25 protein-coding genes and 2 other annotated features are annotated in these 21,594 nt (G+C 36.7%); of the genes, 9 read left to right on the top strand and 16 right to left on the bottom strand.

Translation table 11 applies throughout. The features are described 5' to 3' along the window. Positions 1 to 2 precede the first annotated feature (2 nt). Genes trpB through trpE form a run of 6 tightly spaced genes read right to left on the bottom strand, consistent with a single transcriptional unit; the run spans position 3 to position 5,591 of the window. Entirely contained in the window at positions 3 to 1,196 is a 1,194-nt protein-coding gene (trpB, locus tag AC0ONG_RS04935) for a tryptophan synthase subunit beta (RefSeq protein WP_001105026.1), read from the bottom strand. Then, positions 1,193 to 1,807 carry a phosphoribosylanthranilate isomerase gene (locus AC0ONG_RS04930; protein WP_000865127.1) on the bottom strand — a complete coding sequence of 205 codons (615 nt, stop codon included), beginning with the start codon at positions 1,805 to 1,807 and terminating at the stop codon, positions 1,193 to 1,195. The genes trpB and AC0ONG_RS04930 overlap by 4 nt, the downstream gene beginning before the upstream one ends. Continuing rightward, positions 1,804 to 2,565: an indole-3-glycerol phosphate synthase TrpC gene (gene trpC, locus AC0ONG_RS04925; RefSeq protein WP_000536711.1), complete on the bottom strand. Its 762-nt coding sequence runs from the start codon at positions 2,563 to 2,565 to the stop codon at positions 1,804 to 1,806. The genes AC0ONG_RS04930 and trpC overlap by 4 nt, the downstream gene beginning before the upstream one ends. A 1-nt stretch (position 2,566) precedes the next feature. Next, on the bottom strand, positions 2,567 to 3,592 hold the full coding sequence (gene trpD, locus AC0ONG_RS04920; protein ID WP_001067363.1) for an anthranilate phosphoribosyltransferase: 1,026 nt from the start codon (positions 3,590 to 3,592) through the stop codon (positions 2,567 to 2,569). After that, positions 3,589 to 4,176 carry an aminodeoxychorismate/anthranilate synthase component II gene (locus tag AC0ONG_RS04915; protein ID WP_000636336.1) on the bottom strand — a complete coding sequence of 196 codons (588 nt, stop codon included), beginning with the start codon at positions 4,174 to 4,176 and terminating at the stop codon, positions 3,589 to 3,591. Before AC0ONG_RS04915 ends, trpD begins: the two co-directional genes overlap by 4 nt. Beyond that, the gene (trpE, locus tag AC0ONG_RS04910) at positions 4,173 to 5,591 is read right to left on the bottom strand and encodes an anthranilate synthase component I (protein ID WP_002083083.1); all 1,419 of its coding nucleotides are present in this window, start codon (positions 5,589 to 5,591) and stop codon (positions 4,173 to 4,175) included. The genes AC0ONG_RS04915 and trpE overlap by 4 nt, the downstream gene beginning before the upstream one ends. Positions 5,592 to 5,643: 52 nt before the next feature. Beyond that, positions 5,644 to 5,888 (bottom strand) — a binding site (T-box leader). A 42-nt stretch (positions 5,889 to 5,930) separates the two neighbouring features. Beyond that, positions 5,931 to 6,168 (bottom strand) — a binding site (T-box leader). 456 nt (positions 6,169 to 6,624) lie between these two features. On the opposite strand from trpE, the gene putP reads away from it, so the two are divergent. Continuing rightward, positions 6,625 to 8,103: a sodium/proline symporter PutP gene (gene putP, locus AC0ONG_RS04905; protein WP_000107191.1), complete on the top strand. Its 1,479-nt coding sequence runs from the start codon at positions 6,625 to 6,627 to the stop codon at positions 8,101 to 8,103. Positions 8,104 to 8,266: 163 nt separating this feature from the next. Further along, on the top strand, positions 8,267 to 8,665 hold the full coding sequence (locus AC0ONG_RS04900) for an Ig-like domain-containing protein (protein ID WP_000878727.1): 399 nt from the start codon (positions 8,267 to 8,269) through the stop codon (positions 8,663 to 8,665). 24 nt (positions 8,666 to 8,689) lie between these two features. Here the strand turns inward: AC0ONG_RS04900 and AC0ONG_RS04895 are convergent, their stop codons facing one another. Together AC0ONG_RS04895 and AC0ONG_RS04890 are read right to left on the bottom strand one after the other, a co-directional pair. Then, positions 8,690 to 9,085 (bottom strand): PH domain-containing protein, encoded by a 396-nt coding sequence (locus AC0ONG_RS04895; protein ID WP_000395656.1) that lies wholly within the window; start codon positions 9,083 to 9,085, stop codon positions 8,690 to 8,692. A 76-nt stretch (positions 9,086 to 9,161) separates the two neighbouring features. Next, a complete protein-coding gene (locus AC0ONG_RS04890) occupies positions 9,162 to 10,073 on the bottom strand; it encodes a DMT family transporter (RefSeq protein ID WP_136996594.1) in 912 nt (303 codons plus the stop codon). Positions 10,074 to 10,277: 204 nt separating this feature from the next. Between AC0ONG_RS04890 and AC0ONG_RS04885 the strand changes: the two genes are divergently transcribed. From AC0ONG_RS04885 to exsF, 6 genes are all read left to right on the top strand, one after another. Beyond that, the gene (locus AC0ONG_RS04885; RefSeq protein WP_000084010.1) at positions 10,278 to 11,009 is read left to right on the top strand and encodes an alpha/beta hydrolase; all 732 of its coding nucleotides are present in this window, start codon (positions 10,278 to 10,280) and stop codon (positions 11,007 to 11,009) included. A gap of 93 nt (positions 11,010 to 11,102) precedes the next feature. After that, positions 11,103 to 11,621, top strand: coding sequence for a YjcG family protein (locus tag AC0ONG_RS04880; protein WP_000765871.1), 519 nt, complete (start codon positions 11,103 to 11,105; stop codon positions 11,619 to 11,621). Position 11,622: 1 nt separating this feature from the next. Beyond that, on the top strand, positions 11,623 to 12,045 hold the full coding sequence (locus AC0ONG_RS04875; protein WP_000543309.1) for a GNAT family N-acetyltransferase: 423 nt from the start codon (positions 11,623 to 11,625) through the stop codon (positions 12,043 to 12,045). Positions 12,046 to 12,145: 100 nt separating this feature from the next. Continuing rightward, a complete protein-coding gene (locus tag AC0ONG_RS04870) occupies positions 12,146 to 14,212 on the top strand; it encodes an ATP-dependent helicase (protein WP_000191211.1) in 2,067 nt (688 codons plus the stop codon). Positions 14,213 to 14,354: 142 nt separating this feature from the next. Next, the gene (gene cotY, locus AC0ONG_RS04865; protein WP_001277697.1) at positions 14,355 to 14,825 is read left to right on the top strand and encodes a spore coat protein CotY; all 471 of its coding nucleotides are present in this window, start codon (positions 14,355 to 14,357) and stop codon (positions 14,823 to 14,825) included. A 167-nt stretch (positions 14,826 to 14,992) separates the two neighbouring features. Beyond that, entirely contained in the window at positions 14,993 to 15,496 is a 504-nt protein-coding gene (exsF, locus tag AC0ONG_RS04860; RefSeq protein WP_000492933.1) for an exosporium protein ExsF, read from the top strand. A 77-nt stretch (positions 15,497 to 15,573) separates the two neighbouring features. On the opposite strand, the gene AC0ONG_RS04855 is transcribed toward exsF, so the two are convergent. Together AC0ONG_RS04855 and AC0ONG_RS04850 are read right to left on the bottom strand one after the other, a co-directional pair. Further along, positions 15,574 to 15,759, bottom strand: a complete 186-nt coding sequence (locus tag AC0ONG_RS04855) for a hypothetical protein (protein ID WP_014894818.1) — start codon at positions 15,757 to 15,759, stop codon at positions 15,574 to 15,576. A gap of 101 nt (positions 15,760 to 15,860) precedes the next feature. Continuing rightward, the gene (locus AC0ONG_RS04850; protein ID WP_000899662.1) at positions 15,861 to 16,220 is read right to left on the bottom strand and encodes a DUF1360 domain-containing protein; all 360 of its coding nucleotides are present in this window, start codon (positions 16,218 to 16,220) and stop codon (positions 15,861 to 15,863) included. Positions 16,221 to 16,345: 125 nt separating this feature from the next. Between AC0ONG_RS04850 and exsY the strand changes: the two genes are divergently transcribed. Then, the gene (gene exsY / locus AC0ONG_RS04845) at positions 16,346 to 16,804 is read left to right on the top strand and encodes an exosporium assembly protein ExsY (RefSeq protein ID WP_001277735.1); all 459 of its coding nucleotides are present in this window, start codon (positions 16,346 to 16,348) and stop codon (positions 16,802 to 16,804) included. 60 nt (positions 16,805 to 16,864) lie between these two features. Here the strand turns inward: exsY and AC0ONG_RS04840 are convergent, their stop codons facing one another. The 6 genes from AC0ONG_RS04840 to AC0ONG_RS04815 all read right to left on the bottom strand — a co-directional run bounded on the left by AC0ONG_RS04840 (position 16,865) and on the right by AC0ONG_RS04815 (position 21,588). Continuing rightward, on the bottom strand, positions 16,865 to 17,422 hold the full coding sequence (locus tag AC0ONG_RS04840; protein ID WP_080018635.1) for a spore coat CotO family protein: 558 nt from the start codon (positions 17,420 to 17,422) through the stop codon (positions 16,865 to 16,867). A gap of 141 nt (positions 17,423 to 17,563) precedes the next feature. Then, positions 17,564 to 18,334, bottom strand: coding sequence for an enoyl-ACP reductase FabI (gene fabI / locus AC0ONG_RS04835; protein ID WP_000421885.1), 771 nt, complete (start codon positions 18,332 to 18,334; stop codon positions 17,564 to 17,566). 108 nt (positions 18,335 to 18,442) lie between these two features. After that, a complete protein-coding gene (gene rfbD / locus AC0ONG_RS04830; protein ID WP_000664661.1) occupies positions 18,443 to 19,297 on the bottom strand; it encodes a dTDP-4-dehydrorhamnose reductase in 855 nt (284 codons plus the stop codon). 12 nt (positions 19,298 to 19,309) lie between these two features. Next, the gene (gene rfbB, locus AC0ONG_RS04825) at positions 19,310 to 20,281 is read right to left on the bottom strand and encodes a dTDP-glucose 4,6-dehydratase (RefSeq protein ID WP_001024179.1); all 972 of its coding nucleotides are present in this window, start codon (positions 20,279 to 20,281) and stop codon (positions 19,310 to 19,312) included. A gap of 15 nt (positions 20,282 to 20,296) precedes the next feature. Then, positions 20,297 to 20,842: a dTDP-4-dehydrorhamnose 3,5-epimerase gene (gene rfbC / locus AC0ONG_RS04820; protein ID WP_000869412.1), complete on the bottom strand. Its 546-nt coding sequence runs from the start codon at positions 20,840 to 20,842 to the stop codon at positions 20,297 to 20,299. Positions 20,843 to 20,850: 8 nt separating this feature from the next. Continuing rightward, entirely contained in the window at positions 20,851 to 21,588 is a 738-nt protein-coding gene (locus tag AC0ONG_RS04815; protein WP_000676159.1) for a sugar phosphate nucleotidyltransferase, read from the bottom strand. Positions 21,589 to 21,594 lie beyond the last annotated feature (6 nt).

The raw sequence follows: 21,594 nt of genomic DNA, 5'->3' as shown, positions 1-21,594 counted from the left end.
TTTCACACCTCTTCCATATAACGTTTTATACTCTCTACATCTTTATCACCGCGGCCTGATAAGCAAATGACAAGTCCTTCGTCTTTCTTCATTTGCGGCGCTAATTTTAATGCATATGCGACAGCATGTGAGCTTTCTAAAGCCGGAATAATTCCTTCTTTTTTCGTTAATAATTGAAATGCTTCTAACGCTTCATCATCAGTAATTGAATGATAAGAAACGCGGCCAATATCTTTTAGCAAGCTATGTTCTGGACCAACACCTGGATAATCGAGTCCTGCTGAAATAGAGTGCGCTTCTTGAATTTGCCCTTCTTCGTTTTGCAGAAGATACATCATTGATCCGTGTAAAACACCGACGCTTCCTTTCGTTAAAGTTGCTGCATGCTTTTCTGTATGAACGCCTTTCCCTGCTGCTTCTACGCCGTAAAGAGCGACCTCTTCATCGTGTACGAACGGATAAAACATGCCCATCGCATTACTACCACCGCCAATACAAGCAACGACTGCTTCTGGTAACTTTCCTTCTAACGCCTCATATTGTTTTTTCGTTTCATTTCCAATTACACTTTGGAAATCACGGACAATTTGCGGGAATGGATGTGGCCCGAGAACGGATCCCATAATGTAGTGTGTATCGTGCACGTGTGAAACCCAGTAGCGAAGCGCCTCGTTCACTGCATCTTTTAATGTGCCGCTACCTGCCGCTACACTTTCTACTTTCGCTCCGAGTAATTCCATTCGGAACACATTTAATTTTTGACGTCTCACATCTTCCTCTCCCATAAAGATGACGCATTCTAATCCGAGTAGGGCACATACAGTAGCAGTTGCCACTCCGTGTTGTCCTGCTCCTGTTTCAGCGACAACTTTTTTCTTGCCCATTCGTACTGCAAGTAGTGCCTGACCGATTGTATTGTTAATTTTATGAGCTCCTGTATGGTTCAAATCTTCACGTTTTAAATAAATCTTTGCACCACCGCAATACTTCGTCATATTTTCAGCGAAATAAAGCGGTGTTTCCCTTCCAACGTACGTTTTTAAATAATGATTTAATTCCTTTTGAAACGCTTCATCTTGCATCGCTTCTTTATATGCTTCTTCTAGTTCTAATACAGATTGCATTAACGTTTCTGGAACGTATCGTCCTCCGTATATACCGTAGTGACCTTTTTCATCTGGATATGCGTAGTTCATTTGGAACACTCCTTCGATTTTATAATAAATTGTTTTATTTTCTTTAGATCTTTCTTTCCTTCTGTCTCTACTCCGCTACTTACATCGACCATATATGGCCGAACAGTTCGAATTGCTTCTTCTATGTTAAGGATGTTTAATCCACCAGCTAATATCGTTTTCTTTCGCAACTCTTTTGGCATATGCTCAAGTAATTCCCATGAAAATGTCTTTCCATTTCCTCCATGAAACTTTTCTTTCGGGCTATCAAACAATATATAATCCGTTTCATATGCTTGAGCGCTTTTCATATCACTCTCTGAAGTTACTCCTAGCGATTTTATAGACGGAATATTCAATCTTCTAATTTGATGATTCTCTTCATCCCCATGTAGTTGCACATGCGTTAACCCGCACTCATCTGCAATCTTCTGAATCACTTCAACTGATTCATTTACGAAAACCCCGATTTTTAATACGTGTGCTGGAAGCTCCCCAATAATTTCTTTCGCTAGCCCCAGAGTAATTTTCCGCTTACTTTCTGCAAAAACAAATCCGATTGCATCTGCTCCGTATTCGCAAGCACATTTTGCTGTTTCAACATCAGTAATACCACAAATTTTCACTTTCATATATTCACCTTACAATCTTCAAAAAAGCTACTAATAGAAGATGATGTCATAAGTGCCTCTCCAACTAATACACCTTTTGCTCCAGCTCTTTTAACGCGGGTAATATCTTCTTTTGAATGAATGCCACTTTCACTAATCCAAAGTAATTTCTCCTCATTCAATCGTTTTCCTAACTTTTCAGTTTGGCTTAAATCTACTTCGAACGTTTTTAAATTACGATTATTAATGCCAATAACATGTGGATTTAGTTGGATCGCAGTTTCTAATTCCTGTTCATCATGAACTTCAACAATCGCTTCCAATCCTTTTTCTAACACGTAGCTATACAACTCTTTTAACTTTTCTTTCGTTAACGCTGCTACGATTAGTAAAATAATATCTGCTCCCGTTTCATACGCTCTATCGATTTGAATCTTATCGATTATGAAATCTTTACATAAAAGCGGAATGTTACTTTCTTCTCTTGCTGTTTGTAAATCGTGAAACGATCCTTTAAAAAATTGACCATCTGTTAAAACAGATACTGCTCCTGCCCCGCAGTCTTCATATGTTCCCACTTGTTTTCGTACGTCAACGTGTAAATTGATATCTCCTTTTGATGGTGATGCTCGCTTTACTTCTGCAATGACAGTAAACTGCTGTAACGCTTCTACAAGTGAATGTGTCTTTCTTTTTGTTTTGACTGGTGTATACGTTTCATATAACTCCGCAACTTCCTTTTTCTTCTGTTCTACAATTTTATCTAAAATCGTCCCCACTTTAGTTCACCCTTTCTAATTTTTCGTTGCTTGCTGCAATTAATAAGTTTAATTTGGTTAATGCTTTTCCAGAGTCAATGCTATGTGTTGCTAGTTTAATTCCTTCTTCAATCGTTTCTGTTTTTCCATTTGCAAAAAGGGCTAGACCTGCATTTAATAACACTGTATCGCGGTAAACACTCTTTTCTCCACTCAATACGCCGACTGTAATCTTTGCATTTTCTTGTGAATTCCCCCCTCTAATTTCTTCATTTTTCACTCTTGAAAAACCATAATTTTCTGGATCAATATTCATTTCTACTATTTCATTATCTTTTAAAAGGACTACTTGATTTTCCCCTTGTAATGACGCTTCATCTAAAAAACCACTTCCATTTACGACAAGCGCTTGTTTCCGGCCTAACTTTTGTAATACTTGTGCAACTGGTAATAACATATCTCGTTTATAAATACCGACAAATTGTGTTTCTAAATTCACTGGATTTGTTAAAGGACCAATTAAATTAAAGATTGTCGGCACGTTTAACTCTTTTCTTATTTTCATAATGCGCCTTAGTGCTGGATGCATTGCTGGTGCAAATAAGAAGGCAATGCCCACATGCTCTAGTAAATAATCAATCTCGTTTGGCGTACTACTAATATTTACACCTAGTTCTTCTAATAAGTCTGCACTTCCTGTTTTACTAGAAACGGCACGATTACCATGTTTTGCAACCTTTACACCTGCTCCTGCCAGTACGAATGCTGATGTTGTGCTAATATTAAACGTTTGAGCACCGTCACCACCCGTCCCGCAATTGTCCATTGCTCCTTGTATATGGTTCGAAAACGGCAATGCCTTTTCGCGAAGAGCTCGAACGAGACCGTATATTTCTTCTGCAGTTTCACCTTTCGCTTTCAGTAAGACTAAGAAAGCTGCAATTTCACTTTCTAATATGTTTTCACTTAATAAAAGTAGTCCTGCTTTATACATTTCCTCTTCTGTTAAATGTTGACCCTCCACTAATTTACGAAGATAGTTATTCATACTCTTTCCTCCTCTTTTACTTCTGTTAAAAAGGCACGTATTAACTTTCCGCCTTCTTCTGTTGCGATTGATTCCGGATGAAACTGTAATCCGAAGAGCGGATAATAATTGTGACGGACTGCCATTATTTCTCCGTCGTCCATCGCTGTCGCTAATATGTCAAAACAATCTGGCAAGCTCGTTTGCTCTGCAACAAGGGAATGATAGCGCATCGCCGTCAGCGGCTGTGTAACGTATGAAAAGATTGACGTTCCGTTATGTTTCACACGCGATGTTTTTCCGTGTTTAATACGTTCTGCTCTAACAATGTCTCCTCCAAATGCGGCTATGATCGCTTGGTGGCCAAGACAAATCCCTAATATGGGAACGTTCTTATAAAAATGACGAATCACTTCGATACAAATACCAGCATCCTCTGGTTTTCCTGGTCCTGGTGAAAGCACAATTCCTGTTGGATTCATCTCTTCTAGCTGTTCTATCGTTATTTGATCATTTCTTACGACTACAATATCTTCTTCGTATTCACCTAACAGTTGATACAAGTTATAAGTAAATGAATCATAATTATCAATTAGTACAATCATTTCATTACCTCCAATAGCGCTCTCGCTTTATTTAATGTTTCTTCATATTCAGCTACTGGATCTGAATCGTAAACGACTCCTGCTCCGGCCTGAACGTATGCTTTTTCATCCTTTACGACCATCGTTCGAATGGCAAGTGCCATATCAAGATTCCCTGAAAAACTAACGTATCCAACTGCTCCGGCGTATACGTTTCTTTTTTCATTCTCTAGCTCATTTATAATTTCCATCGCTCTAATTTTCGGAGCTCCAGAAACTGTCCCTGCCGGTAAGCAATACGCTAACGCATCAAATCCGCTCGTTTGTTTTCGCAATGTTCCGTAAACTTCAGATACAATGTGCATAACGTGAGAATATTTTTCTACTTTCATATATTTATCTATCGTCACGGATCCAATTTCACTCACTCTGCCAATATCATTTCGCCCAAGATCTACAAGCATCATATGCTCCGCTCGTTCTTTCTCATCTTCCAACAGTTCTTTTTCGATTTCCTCATCTTCCCTCTTCGTTTTCCCCCTCGGCCTCGTACCAGCAATTGGATTCGTCATCACTTTATTCTCCCTTACTGATAGCAAACTTTCCGGTGAAGAACCGAGTACAACATAATCTTGAAAATCGATATAGAACATATATGGTGATGGATTTGCAATTCGAAGTTTTCGGTATAACGCGAATGGATCACCAATACATTCACTTTGCAAACGCTGTGACAGTACGACTTGGAATATGTCCCCAGCTCTTATATGTTCTTTCGCCATTTCTACCATCTCACAAAACTCTTTTTCCGTTATAGAAGAAGTGAATGATAATGTGGATTGTATTGCATTTACTTCAGCTTCTTCTCCTTGTAGCACTTCCTCTTTGTATACTCGTAGCCTTTCGTATACTTCCTCATAATCTGCTGAATCATCTTCCCTGCATACATATACAAACGACAACTTTTGGCGTAAATGATCGTAAACGATAAACTCACGATATAGTAAAAGGTGTACTTCCGGAATATTTAATGGGTCGTGTAAATCCGCTCCAATGTTTTCATACTGCCGAATGACATCATATCCAATATAACCAACTGCTCCTCCGCAAAATGGAAATGGGCTATCTACTTGTGATGATGCGATTACTTCTTCTAACACTTGTAGTACGTTACCTTTTAACTTTTCTGTTTGCCCATATATCATTCTTTCTACTTCCGTACCAACGCTTGTCACCTCTCCATAAGGATTACATCCTAAGTAAGAATAACGCCCTTTATCTTGATGAAGCTGTGAACTTTCTAATAAAAATTTCTTCTTCCCTTTCATACGTCTATATAAAGAAATTGGCGTAATGCTATCTCCTTCTTCTTCAGTGATTACTAAAAATGTCTTTCTCTCTCTTTTTTGTTTTATAAATTCTTCTTTCGTCATCATGTCCTTCACCTCACTCTGAAAAATAAAAAAGTCCCCTACATATCGAAAATATGTAGAGGACGATAAATATACCGCGGTACCACCTCGTGTTGGATGCAAAAGCATCCCGCTTTGTTCAGGTACAAAATTTATACCTTATCCTTGTAACGGCGGAACCCGGGTTGCCTACTGAAAATAATTGTTCAGCATACCTCTCGTAAGCCCATTCCGTATATGGCACCGTACCGGGCTCCCACCTATTCCCGGCTCTCTGTAACGTCTCCAATATACGTACTCTTCTTACTTAGACGATTTCATTTATTTAATTTTTTATACACAAAAAGGGAGTACTCATCCTATAGAAAGGACGGGTACTCCCGTGGTGCCACCTTAATTCGTTACAAATGTAACGCACTTTACCGTATCAAAAACAATACGTGTCTCTTGTATCGATGAGATCATGTCGCCAAAGCCTACTTCTTTCGTTTCGGTTTGGAAGCTCCGAAGCCCATTCCACATCAATTCCATACTGATTCGCACCAACCATCAGCTCTCTGACATGTTCATCATGTGTACTCTTCTTCATCAACGCTTGCATTTTTTTAAGTTGCACTCATTATAGACCTGACTTTTTTCACAAGTCAATACTTTTTTAAAAATTTTATTTTTCTTTCCTTTCAATATTATATTGACAAAACAACCTCTTTTTATGTAAATATAATAAATACTCTATTAAAAATAAGGTTTTTTGTATGAATATTATATATTAAAAAAGTAAAATCACATCAAAAAACGCTTACATTTCTGAAAATTCATATTTCTATATGGATTTTTCAGAATAATCATGATAGATTATAAAGTGAAACTTTAATAAGTGGGGGTTTTGTTCATCCCCCACTTATTATTAGTTGAACTAATCGGGCATTTACGGGCAGTTGATCTCCCACCTAACTTCCTTGCCCATCCAATTTTAAGGTGGGAGTTTTACTGCCCGTTCATGCGGGATAAATATGCATAACGCATCAAAAGACATGACAAAAGAAAGGGGAACTACATGAGTACGCAGATGTTAATTTTAACTTCTATCTCTATTTACATGCTCGGGATGCTAATTATCGGCTATTTCGCTTATAAGCAAACATCCAACTTAACAGATTATATGCTTGGCGGGCGTACACTAGGCCCCGCAGTAACAGCATTAAGTGCTGGAGCAGCTGATATGAGTGGTTGGCTTTTAATGGGCTTACCCGGTGCAATGTTTAGCGTTGGATTAAGTAGTAGCTGGATTGCGATTGGCCTAACATTAGGCGCATATGCAAACTGGCTTTATGTCGCTCCTCGCTTACGTACCTACTCTGAAATTGCAAATAACTCTATTACTATCCCAGAATTTTTGGAACACCGTTTCCACGACAAATCCCATATGCTACGTTTAGTATCTGGACTTGTTATTATGATATTTTTCACGTTTTATGTAGCTTCAGGATTTGTCTCTGGTGCTGTATTATTCGAAAATTCATTTGGACTCAATTACCATGTTGGTCTTCTTATCGTTGGTGGAGTTGTCGTAGCTTACACATTATTTGGTGGATTTTTAGCTGTAAGTTGGACAGACTTCGTGCAAGGAATCATTATGGTAGTCGCTCTTATTCTTGTTCCAGTCGTAACAATTATGCACGTAAATGGACTTGGTCCAGCCTTTGAAACAATTAAATCTATCGATCCGGCATTATTAGATATTTTTAAAGGTACTTCTGTATTAGGAATTATTTCATTATTCGCATGGGGCCTTGGTTATGTTGGACAACCACATATTATTGTACGCTTTATGGCGATTTCTTCTGTAAAAGAAATTAAAAGTGCACGACGTATTGGTATGAGCTGGATGATTTTCTCTGTTGCTGGAGCTATGTTTACTGGCCTTATCGGTATTGCATACTATTCAAAAGCAGGTTTAAAACTTTCTGATCCAGAAACGATTTTCGTTGAACTTGGCACTATTTTATTCCATCCACTTATTACTGGATTTTTATTAGCAGCTATTTTAGCAGCTATTATGAGTACAATTTCTTCTCAACTTCTCGTTACTTCGAGTGCAGTAACAGAAGACTTATATAGAACATTCTTTAAGCGTGATGCTTCTGATAAAGAACTTGTATTTGTCGGTCGTATGGCTGTTCTTGTTATTGCTTTAATTGGATGTGCATTAGCACTTAAACAAAATGATACGATTTTAGCTCTTGTTGGATATGCTTGGGCTGGGTTCGGTTCTTCATTCGGACCTGCTATTTTATTAAGCTTATATTGGAAACGTATGACGAAATGGGGCGCGCTTGCTGGTATGGTTTCTGGTGCCGCTACTGTTATTATATGGACTCAATTCAAATTCTTAAAAGATTTCTTATATGAAATGATTCCAGGTTTCGCTATTAGTTTACTAGCTATCGTAATTGTTAGTTTACTAACACAACCTTCAAAAGAAGTTGAAGAGCAATTTGAGAATTTCGAAAAACAACATAGTCATAATCTATAAAGGGAAGGCTCTGCTGTTATCGTATCAGCAGAGCTTTCTTTATATCAAAGTTCGACGATCTTCTGCTCGAATTTAACAATTTCTTTATGTTTCGTTAAATTAAACGTAACACTACTCCTTTATAGTATTACTATCAGCACTTATACAGAAAGGGGACTCCAATATGTTAGCAGCTTTCCAGCAACAACAAACACGAAAATTTTCACCTATCACCAATACTTCTGCGTCTTGTTTGAACATACAACCTAATCCACCTAAAATTACAATTGCTCCTTCTGTTATTTCAGTCATCGGTGTTCATATGGAAAAAAATAAGTTAAAAGTAAGAACTGGCCAAAGCACTGAGTTATCAGCTTCCGTTTTGCCAATGCAGGCAACAAATAAAGAACTTCTTTGGACGAATATGAATGCTGATGTTATCACACTGTATCCAAAGGGGGACACGGTAACGATTACTGGAAAAAGTGCAGGTAGAGCAGTCGTAATTGTCACAACTGCTGAAGGAAAGTTCCGTGACCTATGTATCATTCACGTACAACCTTATATGACAAATCCAAAGTAAAAGAGTGGCTACGAAGCCACTCTTTTACTTTATTTCAATGTGTGGATTTTTACTTTTAACAAGATTGATGAATTGCTCTTTATCTTTAGGAGAAATAATTTCTGTTTGATGTGCACCATAAACAATTTCAAGTCGATCAAATGACAATGCATGGGCTGCTATTGGATTTTTTGTATTTAAAACTTGTTTTATATCTCGTATAAATATGCGCTTTTTAACGAAACCTGATCTAATTGTAATTGTTTCTTCTCCGACGATGTATTTTGTCGAAAACCAACTCCAAATAAATAATATCGCTAATGAAATTGTAAAAAATAAAAGAAAATATTCTCTACCTGCAAATAGGGGAGCAAAACACGCTCCAATGACAACGAAAAAAATCGGATATAGCCATACATCTTTTTTTGATGGGAATTCCATTTCCTTCCCCCTTCCACACCCGTATTTATATAAAACAAAAAGAGAAGTATCACAACTTCTCTTTTCTCCTCTAACATTATAATTCCTGTGTATACGCCGGCTCGTTTACTACATTTTTTGCTGTTCGTTTTTGTTGCTGTAGTAAGAAAACAGATACACCAAACAATACGAGCATGCTACCGATAATTTGCATTGCATTTAATTTTTCTCCAAGTAAGAAGAACGCAAGTATAGATGCTCCAACAGGTTCTCCTAAAATACTCATTGAAATTGTTGTTGCATTTACATAATTTAATAGCCAGTTATTAATTACATGTGACACTGTCGGCACAACCGCAAGTAAAAGAAAAACGGTCCAATCCCACTTCGTATAACCTGTAAAAGGCACTTGCAATACTATATTATAAATTCCCATAAAAATACCTGCGAATGCAAAAACTGTAAAGCTGTAAATCCAGTGTGATACTTTCTTTACTGTCGTTTGCCCGATAAATAAATAACCGACAACCGCTATTACACTTAAAAAGGATAATATATCTCCATAAATTGCTTGTTCACTTAGCCCTAAATCTCCCCAACCAATACACATTACGCCTAATATCGCAATTCCCATCGTTGCAATAGCTGAGTATGTTGTTCTTTCTTTAAATAAGAAAAAACCTCCAATTAAAGATACGATTGGTTGAAGCGCTAAAATAATCGTCGAACTCGCAACTGTCGTATGCTTTAAAGATTCAAACCATAATAGAAAATGAAGTGCTAAAAAGAAACCAGATCCAATTAAAAATCCCCAATCTTTTATTTGAATCTTACTAAACTCTTCCCGTTTTTTCCATACGATAGGCAGCATAATAAGTACGATAATCCATAAGCGGTACATACTTAAAATAGAAGATGGTGCTGAGGACATCTTTACAAAAACTGCTGCAAAAGAAATGGCAATTATAGAAATAGCTAATGGTAGTGCGATTGACTTTTCTTGTTTCAAATCCTGTCTCCCCTCTCACCTGTCAAAAATCCCACTTCATTATATCCGTTTTCTTTCGTGACTTAAATACTAATTTTTTAGATTCTTCGTACCATTATGGTAAAATAGAAATTAAGGCACCAATTAGTGAATATTTATTTCCTTTTTCACTACAAGCGTCGCTCTTACAATCGTTACAGTAAATTTTTATTTAGGGGGATCTACATGAGTCAAACAATAGGGAGAATTGAAGAAATTTCATTTTATAGCGCATCACTTCAAGAAGACGTTACACTTCTCGTTTATTTACCAGTAAATTACACACCACTGCACAAACATACAGTTGTAATTGCACAAGATGGTAGAGATTATTTTCAGCTCGGTAAAGCGCATCGTGTAATTGAGCGCCTTCGTGAAACTGAAGAAATTGACCGTACAATTATTGTCGGTATTCCATATAAAAATGTACATGATCGTAAAGAAAAATATTTCCCAAATGAAGTAAAAAATGCTGCATATATACGTTTCCTTGCTCATGAACTTGCACCATATATTGATGAAAATTATCCAACGTACCAAATGGGAAAAGGTCGTGTTTTAATTGGTGATTCTCTTGGCGGAACAGTTTCCTTTATGACTGCACTTATGTATCCGCATACATTCGGTAAAGTCGTTATGCAATCACCATTTGTGGATGAGACAGTAATGAACTTAGCAAAAGACTTCAAAGATCCACAAGCATTAGAACTGTATCACGTCATCGGCACAGAAGAAACGGCTGTAAAGCGTACTGATGGACAAGTATCTGATTTCGTAGAACCGAACCGTGAGTTAAATACACTTCTTACAGATAGAAATTTCATTACGCATTACGAAGAGTTTGAAGGTAATCATACTTGGAAATATTGGCAAACTGATTTACCAAAAGCCTTCTCTCATATTCTATCAATGAAATAATAGAGAGCAGTATTCAGAATAATTTGATATAATAGACAAAGAGATCTATTTATCTCAAAATCTAACTAGACTTACAAAGGGAGGAATTGGAACATGAAATTAGGCATTGTAATTTTTCCATCTAAAATGATTCAAGATAAAGCGAACGGATTGCGTAAGCGTTATGACCCACACTACGCATTAGTTCCGCCACATATTACATTGAAAACACCCTTTGAGACGCAAGATGAACAATTAGAATCGATTGTAAACGAGCTACATACAATCGCAGGTAAAACGAACCCTTTCACCCTTCATGTTGGGAAAGTCGGTTCATTCGCACCTGTTAATAACGTCCTTTATTTTAAAGTAGAAAAAACACCTGAACTTACTTTCTTAAATGAAGAAATGCATGGCGGGTTATTCACGCAAGAACGCGAATATGCTTTCGTACCTCACTTAACAATCGGACAAGGCTTATCAGATGCAGAGCATGCTGATGTATTGGGGCGATTACGTATGAAAGATTTCTATTATGAACAACCAATTGATCGTTTCCATCTTCTATATCAATTAGAAAATGGAACATGGACTGTACACGAAACATTCCATCTTGGAAAGGGGAACAACTAATTTGCACGCACAGATTGTACAAACGGACGAACAACTAAGAGATGCATTCTCTGTACGTAAACAAGTGTTTGTAAATGAACAACGTGTCTCTGCTGAAGAAGAGTACGATGAGTTTGAAGAAACTTCAACACACGTTGTTATATATGACAATGATGTTCCAGTTGGTGCTGGACGTTTTCGCACCCTTGATGGTATAGGAAAAGTGGAACGCATTTGCGTGCTAGGTTCCCATCGAAAAAAAGGCATCGGAAAAATTGTTATGGATGCGCTTGAAGCGTATGCAAAGGAAAATTCGCTACCAAAATTGAAACTTCATGCTCAAACACATGCTGAAGATTTCTATAAAAAACTTGGATATGTAACGAGTTCTGATGTATTTATGGAAGCAAATATCCCGCACGTCGTAATGATAAAAGAATTGTGATTTGAAAGCAGGAGGTGACCCCTCCTGTTTTTTTACATTGCTATTTTCTTTTTCTTCCGCTAAAGTTAAATGTTGATGCTATAGTTTTGAAGGTGAATATATGACACAAGAAAAATTTTCACAAAAATCGTTAACACACGCTGATATTCCGCGTGCGACATATCATACTCCGAAAACATCTACCCATTTAATTATGGAAGAAGATGTAGATGCGGCTTATTTCCGCGCTCTCGAACAACAAAATGTTTTTTTAAACGAAAAACAATTAGAAGCCGTGCGCACAACAGAAGGTCCTGTTCTTACACTAGCTGGTGCTGGAAGCGGGAAAACATCTGTTTTAACAACTCGCGTTGGTTATTTAGTAAATGTAAAACAAGTTCATCCACGAAATATTTTATTACTTACATTTACACAAAAAGCAGCTGAAGAAATCCGAAGTCGTGTTGCAAAGTTACCAGGTATGAATCATGCAGCAAGTAGCTACGTTGTTGCTGGTACATTCCACTCTGTTTTCTTAAAATTGCTTCGTAGTCAAGGGTATAATCAGCAAATTTTAGCAAATGAAAAACATAAACAAATTATGATAAAGAAAATCTTAAAAGAATTGCGTTTAAAAGACGATTATGATTCGGAAACGATCCTCGCGATGATTTCACTTGAGAAAAACAAATTAAATCGTCCGAAAGATGTAAAGGCGAAAACGCCAGTCGAACAAGAATTTAAAGAAGTATATGAACGTTTTGAAGAGGTAAAACAACGATACAATTATATTGATTTCGATGACATCTTATTGGAAACATATTATATGTTAGAAAATAATGCTCCTTTACTAACTCAATTACAACAACGTTTTCACTACATTGAAGTAGATGAGTTTCAAGATACATCCTATGCACAATATGAAATTGTAAAATTGTTAGCCACGCCAAGAAATAATTTGTTCATCGCAGGTGATGATGATCAAGCAATTTATGGCTGGCGAGGGGCAAGTCACCAAATTATTTTATCTTTTCCAAAAGAATTTGATAACACAACAATCATTGCACTAAATACGAATTATCGATCCAATCCCTTTATCGTCGGGCTTGGAAATGAAGTTATAAAATTAAATCAAGAACGTTTTGATAAAGAGCTATACTCCGTTCGTGAGGAAGGTGTACAACCTTTTTATGCAAGACCTGCTACAACTCTTGATGAAGCAAATCAAATTTTGCAGCTCATTCAAGAAAAAGTAGATAGCGGTGACCGAAACTATAAAGATTTTTGTTTACTGTATCGCACACATTCTGTAAGCCGTTCGTTACTTGATCAGCTTACCATTCATAAAATTCCGTTTATTAAACACGGGGCGAGCCAATCATTTTATGAACATTCTTTAATTAAGCCTGTATTAGATCATTTAAGACTCGTGATTGAGCCGTTTCGACTAGAATCACTTTCAAACATATTGCCGACGATGTATATCGGACGTGATGATTGTATTTCATTTATTGAACGTGAACAATGGAAATATGGTGAAGGCCGTTTTCCTTCTCTTCTTCATTTCTTATTATTAAATCCGAGCTTAAAACCTTTTCAAGTGAAAAAGGTAAATGAGCGCATCGATTTTATTAAATTTATTAAAGAATTAGAACCGAAAAAAGCATTAAAAGAAATCATACATGGTAAAGGAAAATATTTAGAGTACTTACAAAGTAACGATCGTTCTTCCTTTACGATGCATAAAGACATACAAGAAGAAATGTTAGAAGAATTAATGGAGTCTGCAACTCGTTTCACCGATATTCCAGCTTATTTACAATTTATCGACGAGGCGATTCAAGGTCAAAAGGAAATGGAAGCATTAAAAACAATGCCCCAAAAAGATGCCGTTTCACTTATGTCAATTCATAACGCAAAAGGCCTTGAATTTCCATGTGTCTTTTTACTTGGAGCGAGTGATGGAATCCTGCCCCATACTTCTTCTTTAAAAGATGCAAATGATCGTATTACGGAAACTTCTGAAGCGTTAGAAGAAGAACGCCGATTACTGTATGTCGCCATTACACGTGCGAAAGAAGAGCTTTACATTTCTTCTCCGCAATTTTTCAGAGGAAAGAAATTAGATATATCTCGTTTTTTATATACTGTGCGAAAAGATTTACCTGAAAAGACATCCACTAAATAAGGATGTCTTTTTTTATATCACATTATGTACATCCCTCCTATATAAATTCCTTGTTTTTATCGTGAGAATTAACGTAATATCAGCCATATCCCACTCATATTGTAATAGTGTATGTCAGAACTCACGATAAGGAGTGAACATAATGAGCTGCAATTGTAACGAAGACCATCATGAACATGATTGTGATTTCAACTGTGTATCGAATGTCGTTCGCTTTATACATGAACTGCAAGACTGTGCAACCACTACATGTGGATCTGGTTGCGAAGTTCCATTTTTAGGTGCACATAACACTGCATCAGTAGCTAATACACGTCCTTTTATTTTATACACAAAAGCCGGAGCACCTTTTGAAGCATTTGCACCATCAGCAAGTCTTACTAGCTGCCGATCTCCAATTTTCCGCGTAGAAAGTATAGATGATGATGATTGTGCTGTATTACGTGTATTAACTGTAGTATTAGGTGATAACTCCCCTGTACCACCTACTGACGATCCCATCTGTACGTTTTTAGCTGTACCAAATGCAAGATTAGTATCAACCTCTACTTGCATTACTGTTGATTTAAGTTGCTTCTGTGCGATTCAATGCTTACGCGATGTTACAATTTAAAACTAAATAATGCGTTAAGTATGGATTGGGTGGCAGATAATTCTGCCACCCAATCCATGCTTAACGAGTATTATTATGTAAATTTCTTAAAATTGGGAACTTGTCTAGAACATAGAACCTGTCCTTTTCATTAACTGAAAGTAGAAACAGATAAAGGAGTGAAAAACATGTTCTCTTCTGATTGCGAATTTACTAAAATTGATTGCGAGGCAAAACCAGCTAGTACACTACCTGCCTTCGGTTTTGCTTTCAACGCGTCTGCACCTCAGTTCGCTTCACTATTTACACCACTACTATTACCTAGTGTAAGTCCAAACCCAAATATTACTGTTCCTGTAATAAATGATACAGTAAGTGTTGGAGATGGTATTCGAATTCTACGAGCTGGTATTTATCAAATCAGTTATACATTAACAATTAGTCTTGATAATGCACCTGTTGCACCAGAAGCTGGTCGTTTCTTCTTATCATTAGGTACGCCAGCTAACATTATTCCTGGATCAGGTACAGCGGTTCGTTCTAACGTTATTGGTACTGGTGAAGTAGACGTATCCAGCGGTGTTATTCTTATTAACTTAAATCCTGGTGACTTAATTCAAATTGTACCAGTTGAGTTAATTGGAACTGTAGACATCCGTGCAGCAGCATTAACAGTTGCACAAATTAGCTAGTAAAAAGCGGTATTTCTAATACAGAAATACCGCTTTTTATATGTATAATAAAAAACACTCACAGTAACATGAGTGTTTCATTCTTCATAGTGTTTTATTGTGTTCTTCTTTTTCCCACAATTGCATCCCTTTTTCTTCACAAATCCTTGTTGTTGTAATTGTTCTTGATATGCCTGTTGTTGTGCATGGTGCTGTTGCTGTATTTGATACCACTGCTGCAGGTCATATGAATTTTGCCTAGGATTATTGCTCACAGCAAACATCTCCTCTACTGTCAATTCTGTCTATTTACTATATGAACAACTCTTTATTTCCGTTCCCTCATTCTTTTAAACTCCGCTTTTTCTCTTATTATGAAAATATATTATTCTCCCATAAAATATCCTGTAATCGTTTCAATGATTGCTGCTGCTCCTGCAATAGCTAATAATGCAAGTAACGGCTCCGCAACGATAGGGATCCAATTATATAAAACTAATAAAAAAGCACTAACCCATACACCTGTACACCAATAACAGCTTAATAATTCGCCAATCCACTTTCTTAATCCTTTACCTTTCACTTTTGTAAACGTTGATACACTTCCATCTGGCTCCGTAATCTCTAATTCATCAATAAATGGTCTTCGCAAAAAGGCTGTAATTTTATCATAAACAATTAAACGAGTGAGCCTAAAGGCTGCTAACGCGAAAATAAAAAATAAAAGCCAGCTTGTAAACAGCATAATTCCACCTTCCCTTATCTTCTTTCGCCTATTTAAAAAAAAAGGTCTTGAGATTGTGACCAAATCTCCTCGACTCCAATATCTTATTAATGTAAATACAAACAAGAAGATAAGGAGTGACATTAATGAGTTGTAACGAAAATAAACACCATGGCTCTTCTCATTGTGTAGTTGACGTTGTAAAATTCATCAATGAATTACAAGATTGTTCTACAACAACGTGTGGATCTGGTTGTGAAATTCCATTTTTAGGTGCACATAATACTGCATCAGTAGCAAATACACGTCCTTTTATTTTATACACAAAAGCTGGAGCACCTTTTGAAGCATTTGCACCATCTGCAAGCCTTGTTGGCTGCCGATCTCCAATTTTCCGTGTGGAAAGTGTAGATGATGATAGCTGTGCTGTACTACGTGTATTAAGTGTAGTATTAGGTGATAGTTCTCCTGTACCACCTACTGATGATCCAATTTGTACGTTTTTAGCTGTACCAAATGCAAGACTAGTATCGACATCTACTTGCATTACTGTTGATTTAAGCTGTTTCTGTGCGATTCAATGCTTACGCGACGTTACTATCTAATAAGTGAAGTAAACTAAAAAACTATTGGGGTGGTAGAAGCTTTCTACCACCTTTACATATTTAAAAGCCGGCCATACTAATTGATTGGATATCATCTATAGACAACCTAATATCTCTCATGCTATTTTGCGGCATAATAGATACAATACCATTACGATACGATATGATCGATCCAACATAAGAAACTGTAGCTGTTTTTATTCTGCACCTTACTTTCGGAATGTAATGAGGGCGGTTTAATAAAAAATGAATTTTTTCATCATTATTCATATCCTTAAATGATTTATTATACGGAACAGTTCTTACTGGTTCTTTCTGTTCTTGTTGTTCTTGTTGTTCTTGTTCTGCATGTGCTTCTTTTTTCTCTTCTTCTATTTTTTCTTCCACTTGCTGCTCTTCTTGTTGTTCTTGTTCTGTTACCTCTTCCACAGCACTACTTACAATATTTTCATTTCTATTACTTTGCTCTTTTTGATCTTCATTTCCAAAGTTTGTCAGGATAATCCTTTTTATTTTCGGTGCAGTAAGTTCTAAACTTACTTGCGCAATATATAACAACGGTTTTCCAACTGTTGAACTTTTATTTTTATTCTTCACACTCGTCCCTCCCACTTCCATACGTAGCTGAATAAATTGTGTACTATTATAGTTATATTCATCACGTGGTAAGAACTTTCGTTAAAAATCGTTCTTTCTCAGAACAAATAAAAAGGACAATCTCAGCATTTAGAGATTGTCCTTTAAAAATTAATATTATATTTATCCTAGGATATGATACCCTGAATCAACATGAATGTTTTCTCCTGTTACACCGCGAGCTAAATCACTGAATAGGAATACTGCTGTATCGCCAACTTCTTCTGGAGTTGTTGTACGACGAAGTGGTGCGCGCTCCTCAATTTCTCTTAAGATTGAGTTGAAATCGCCTACACCTTTTGCAGATAACGTACGAATTGGTCCTGCAGAAATAGCGTTGACACGAATACCATGTTGACCTAAATCGTTCGCTAAATATTTCACGCTCGCTTCTAATGAAGCTTTCGCAACACCCATAACGTTATAATTTTTCACAACACGCTCGCCGCCAAGGTATGTTAACGTTAAAATATTTCCGCCTTCTGTCATAACTTTCTTCGCTTCTCTTGCTACAGCTGTTAAAGAGAATGCACTAATATTTTGTGCAAGTAAAAATCCATCGCGAGAAGTATCTACAAATTCGCCTTTTAAGTCATCGCGATTCGCAAAAGCAATACAATGTGCTACACCGTGAATAGTACCTACTTCTTGTTTAATTGTTTCAAAGCAAGCTGTAAGTTCCTCATCATTTGTTACATCACAAGGTAATACAAGTGATTCTTGTCCTTCTAATGTATCCGCTAATTCACGAACATTTCTTTCTAAACGTTCTCCTGCATATGTGAAGATTAATTTTGCACCTGCATTATGCAAAGAGCGAGCAATTCCCCATGCAATACTTCTTTGGTTCGCAACGCCCATAACAACAAATGTTTTCCCTTGTAATAGTTCCATGATATATCCTCCCAGAAATACTTATACTTGTTATTAGTACCTGATACTATAATTATAGTACCATAAAACCGCTTAAAGGCAAACAAAAAAGTCATTAACAGAAATTTGTTAATGACTTTTGGTTTCTATAAAAAAGCGCTCTAATCCTTCTTCCCAAGACGGCATTTGTAAAAAACCATTTAATCGTAGCATGTTATGTTGAAAGATAGAATATTTGGGCCTCGCAGCCGCAGCCCCGAATTCTTCCGTTGAAACAGGTAACACATTCACTTTCATATTTGTATACGAAAATATCTTTTTTGCAAATTCAAACCAAGAGCATGAGCCTCTGTTTGATACGTGGTATGTACCGTATAAAGAAGTATGAATGAGCTTATTAATAACTATATTTAAATCCGCCACATACGTAGGAGAGCCAACTTGATCCGCTACAACAGATATTTCATCTCTTTCTTTTCCTAATCGCATCATCGTTTTCACAAAATTATTTCCATATTTACCATATAGCCACGATGTGCGAACGATAAAATATTTATTATGTAACTCTTTGACGAACTGCTCCCCCGCATACTTAGAGGCTCCATATATATTTATCGGCGCTGGACTATGAAATTCATCGTATCCCTCTGGTCTGGCGCCTTGAAATACATAATCAGTACTAATATAAACTAGTTTCGCTCCTACTAATTGTGAAGCGACCGCTACATTTCGAGCTCCGATTGCATTTATTCTATATGCAAGATCCTGTTCTTTCTCCGCATGATCTACTTTCGTATAGGCAGCACAATGAATAATTATATGTGGTTTTATTTCTTGTACCACTTGTTGTATTCGGGATATATTTGTCACATCTAATAACTTTTTATCAAATGGATATATATCATATTCTTCAGAGTTTAACTCTTCAAATAGTTGCTTTCCTAATTGGCCGTTTGCTCCTGTTATGATAACCCTCTCTTTCATTTAACATGCCCCTTACTGGTCTTTTAGTAGTTTCCACCATTCCTTATTCTTTTCATACCATTTCACCGTCTCTTGTAATCCTTGTTCAAACGTATATTTCGGTTCCCAATCAAATTCATTCTTCATTTTCTCTGCATCAATCGCATAACGACGATCGTGCCCTAAACGATCTGTAACATATTCGATATCTTTTTTTGTTTTTCCTAAAAGAGTAATAATTTGTTCCACAACTTCTACATTTGTTTTTTCATTATTTCCACCTATATTATATACTTCTCCTACACGTCCCTTATGCAGAACAACGTCAATCGCACTACAATGATCCGTTACATGTAACCAATCTCTTACATTTAAACCATCACCATATAACGGTAGTTTTTTTCCTTCCAGTGCATTCGTAACCATTAACGGAATTAATTTCTCGGGATACTGGTACGGCCCATAATTGTTAGAACAACGCGTTACTATAACCGGTAAGTGATATGTTTTATAGTAAGATAGAGCTATCAGGTCCGCGCTCGCCTTACTTGAAGAATATGGACTATTTGGAGCTAACGGCGTTTTCTCTGTGAATTTCCCTATTTTCCCTAAAGAGCCATACACTTCATCCGTTGATACTTGCACAAGTTTTATATGCGAATATTTTTTAACTAGTTCTAATAAAGTGACCGTCCCAATTACATTTGTATCATAAAAAGGAATCGGATTTTCAATACTACGGTCCACATGTGATTCAGCTGCAAAATTTACAATCACTTGTACGTCTCGCTCTTTTATAATATGTTCTAATAGCTCTCCATTTTGAATTTCTCCTTTTACAAAAGAGTAATTCGGGTGATTCTGAAGAGATTTTACGTTATTTAAATTCCCGCTATATGTTAATGCATCGTAATTAATAATTTTATATGTTTCATAACTTTGTAGCATATAATGAACGAAATTACTTCCAATAAATCCAGCCCCACCTGTTACTAATATATTCATAAACAACGCTCCTACTTAAAAACTATCTTCATATTCCTCTAGTAATGGTAATATCTGATCCTTATCGGACAATATAGGATCGGTTACTGGCCAAGGAATTGCTAAATCTTTATCTTCCCAAAGTAATCCTGAGTCATGCTCTGCGCTATAATATTCATCTACTTTATACATAACGATAGTATGCGGAACAAGGGTGCAAAATCCATGCGCAAACCCTTTTGGCACTAGTAATTGTCGATGGTTATCTGCACTTAAAATATACCCTTTCCATTGTTTAAATGTTGGTGATTTTTTTCGTAAATCAACGATAACATCATAAATTGCCCCTTGCATAACTTGAATGAGTTTCGTTTGTGCTTTCGGTTTTTTTTGAAAGTGTAGTCCCCGAATCGTTCCTGCCTTAGCCGAATAAGATACGTTATCCTGTACAAATGAATACGTAATCCCTAATGTTTCTAGCACCTGCTTATTATAGCTTTCTGAAAAAAAGCCACGCTCGTCTCCAAACAACCTCGGTTCTAACAATTTTGCATCGATAAAATTTGTTTCTACGACTTTCATATTCTCACCTATTCTCCGTTAAACTGTTTCCCAAAATCAATATCCCGTGCTAACGTATTCGCCTTTTGAAGAGAAGCATGAGTTCCCGCATCAGTCCACCAGCCGCTCATTTCATTATAAGTAAGTACCCCTCGTTTTAAATACCAATTATTTATATCTGTAATTTCAAGTTCTCCCCGTGCAGAAGGTTTTAATTCTTTAATATAAGAAAAAACTTTCGAATCATACAAATAAATTCCCGTAACAGCATAAGAACTTTTCGGCTCTTTCGGCTTTTCTTCAATTTCAACTATTTTTCGGTTTTGAATATGTGCTACGCCAAATCTTTCGGGATCTTCTACAGATTGCAAGAGCACTTTCGCACCTTCTTTTTGATTTGCAAACTCTTCAACATACGGAAGAATATCATCTGAAAAAATATTATCCCCCAATATAACTACCATACGATCATTCCCGACGAAATCTTCACAAAGCCCTAACGCCTGTGCGATACCGCCCGCTTTATCTTGCACACGATACGTAAAGGACACGCCAAATTCATGACCACTCCCTAAGAAGCTAACAACATCCCCCATATGCTCTTTACCTGTAATAATCATAATGTCTGTAATATCGCATTGTTTTAGCTTATATACCGCATGATAAATCATCGGATACCGACCAACAGGAAGTAAATGTTTATTCGTTACTTTCGTTATTGGATATAATCTCGATCCAGTACCACCTGCTAAAATAATTCCTTTCACTCTGCA

The organism is Bacillus sp. TCT6 (assembly GCF_056033845.1).
Note: the sequence above shows the minus strand (reverse complement) of the source record. Positions and strands in the feature narration are given on the sequence as shown.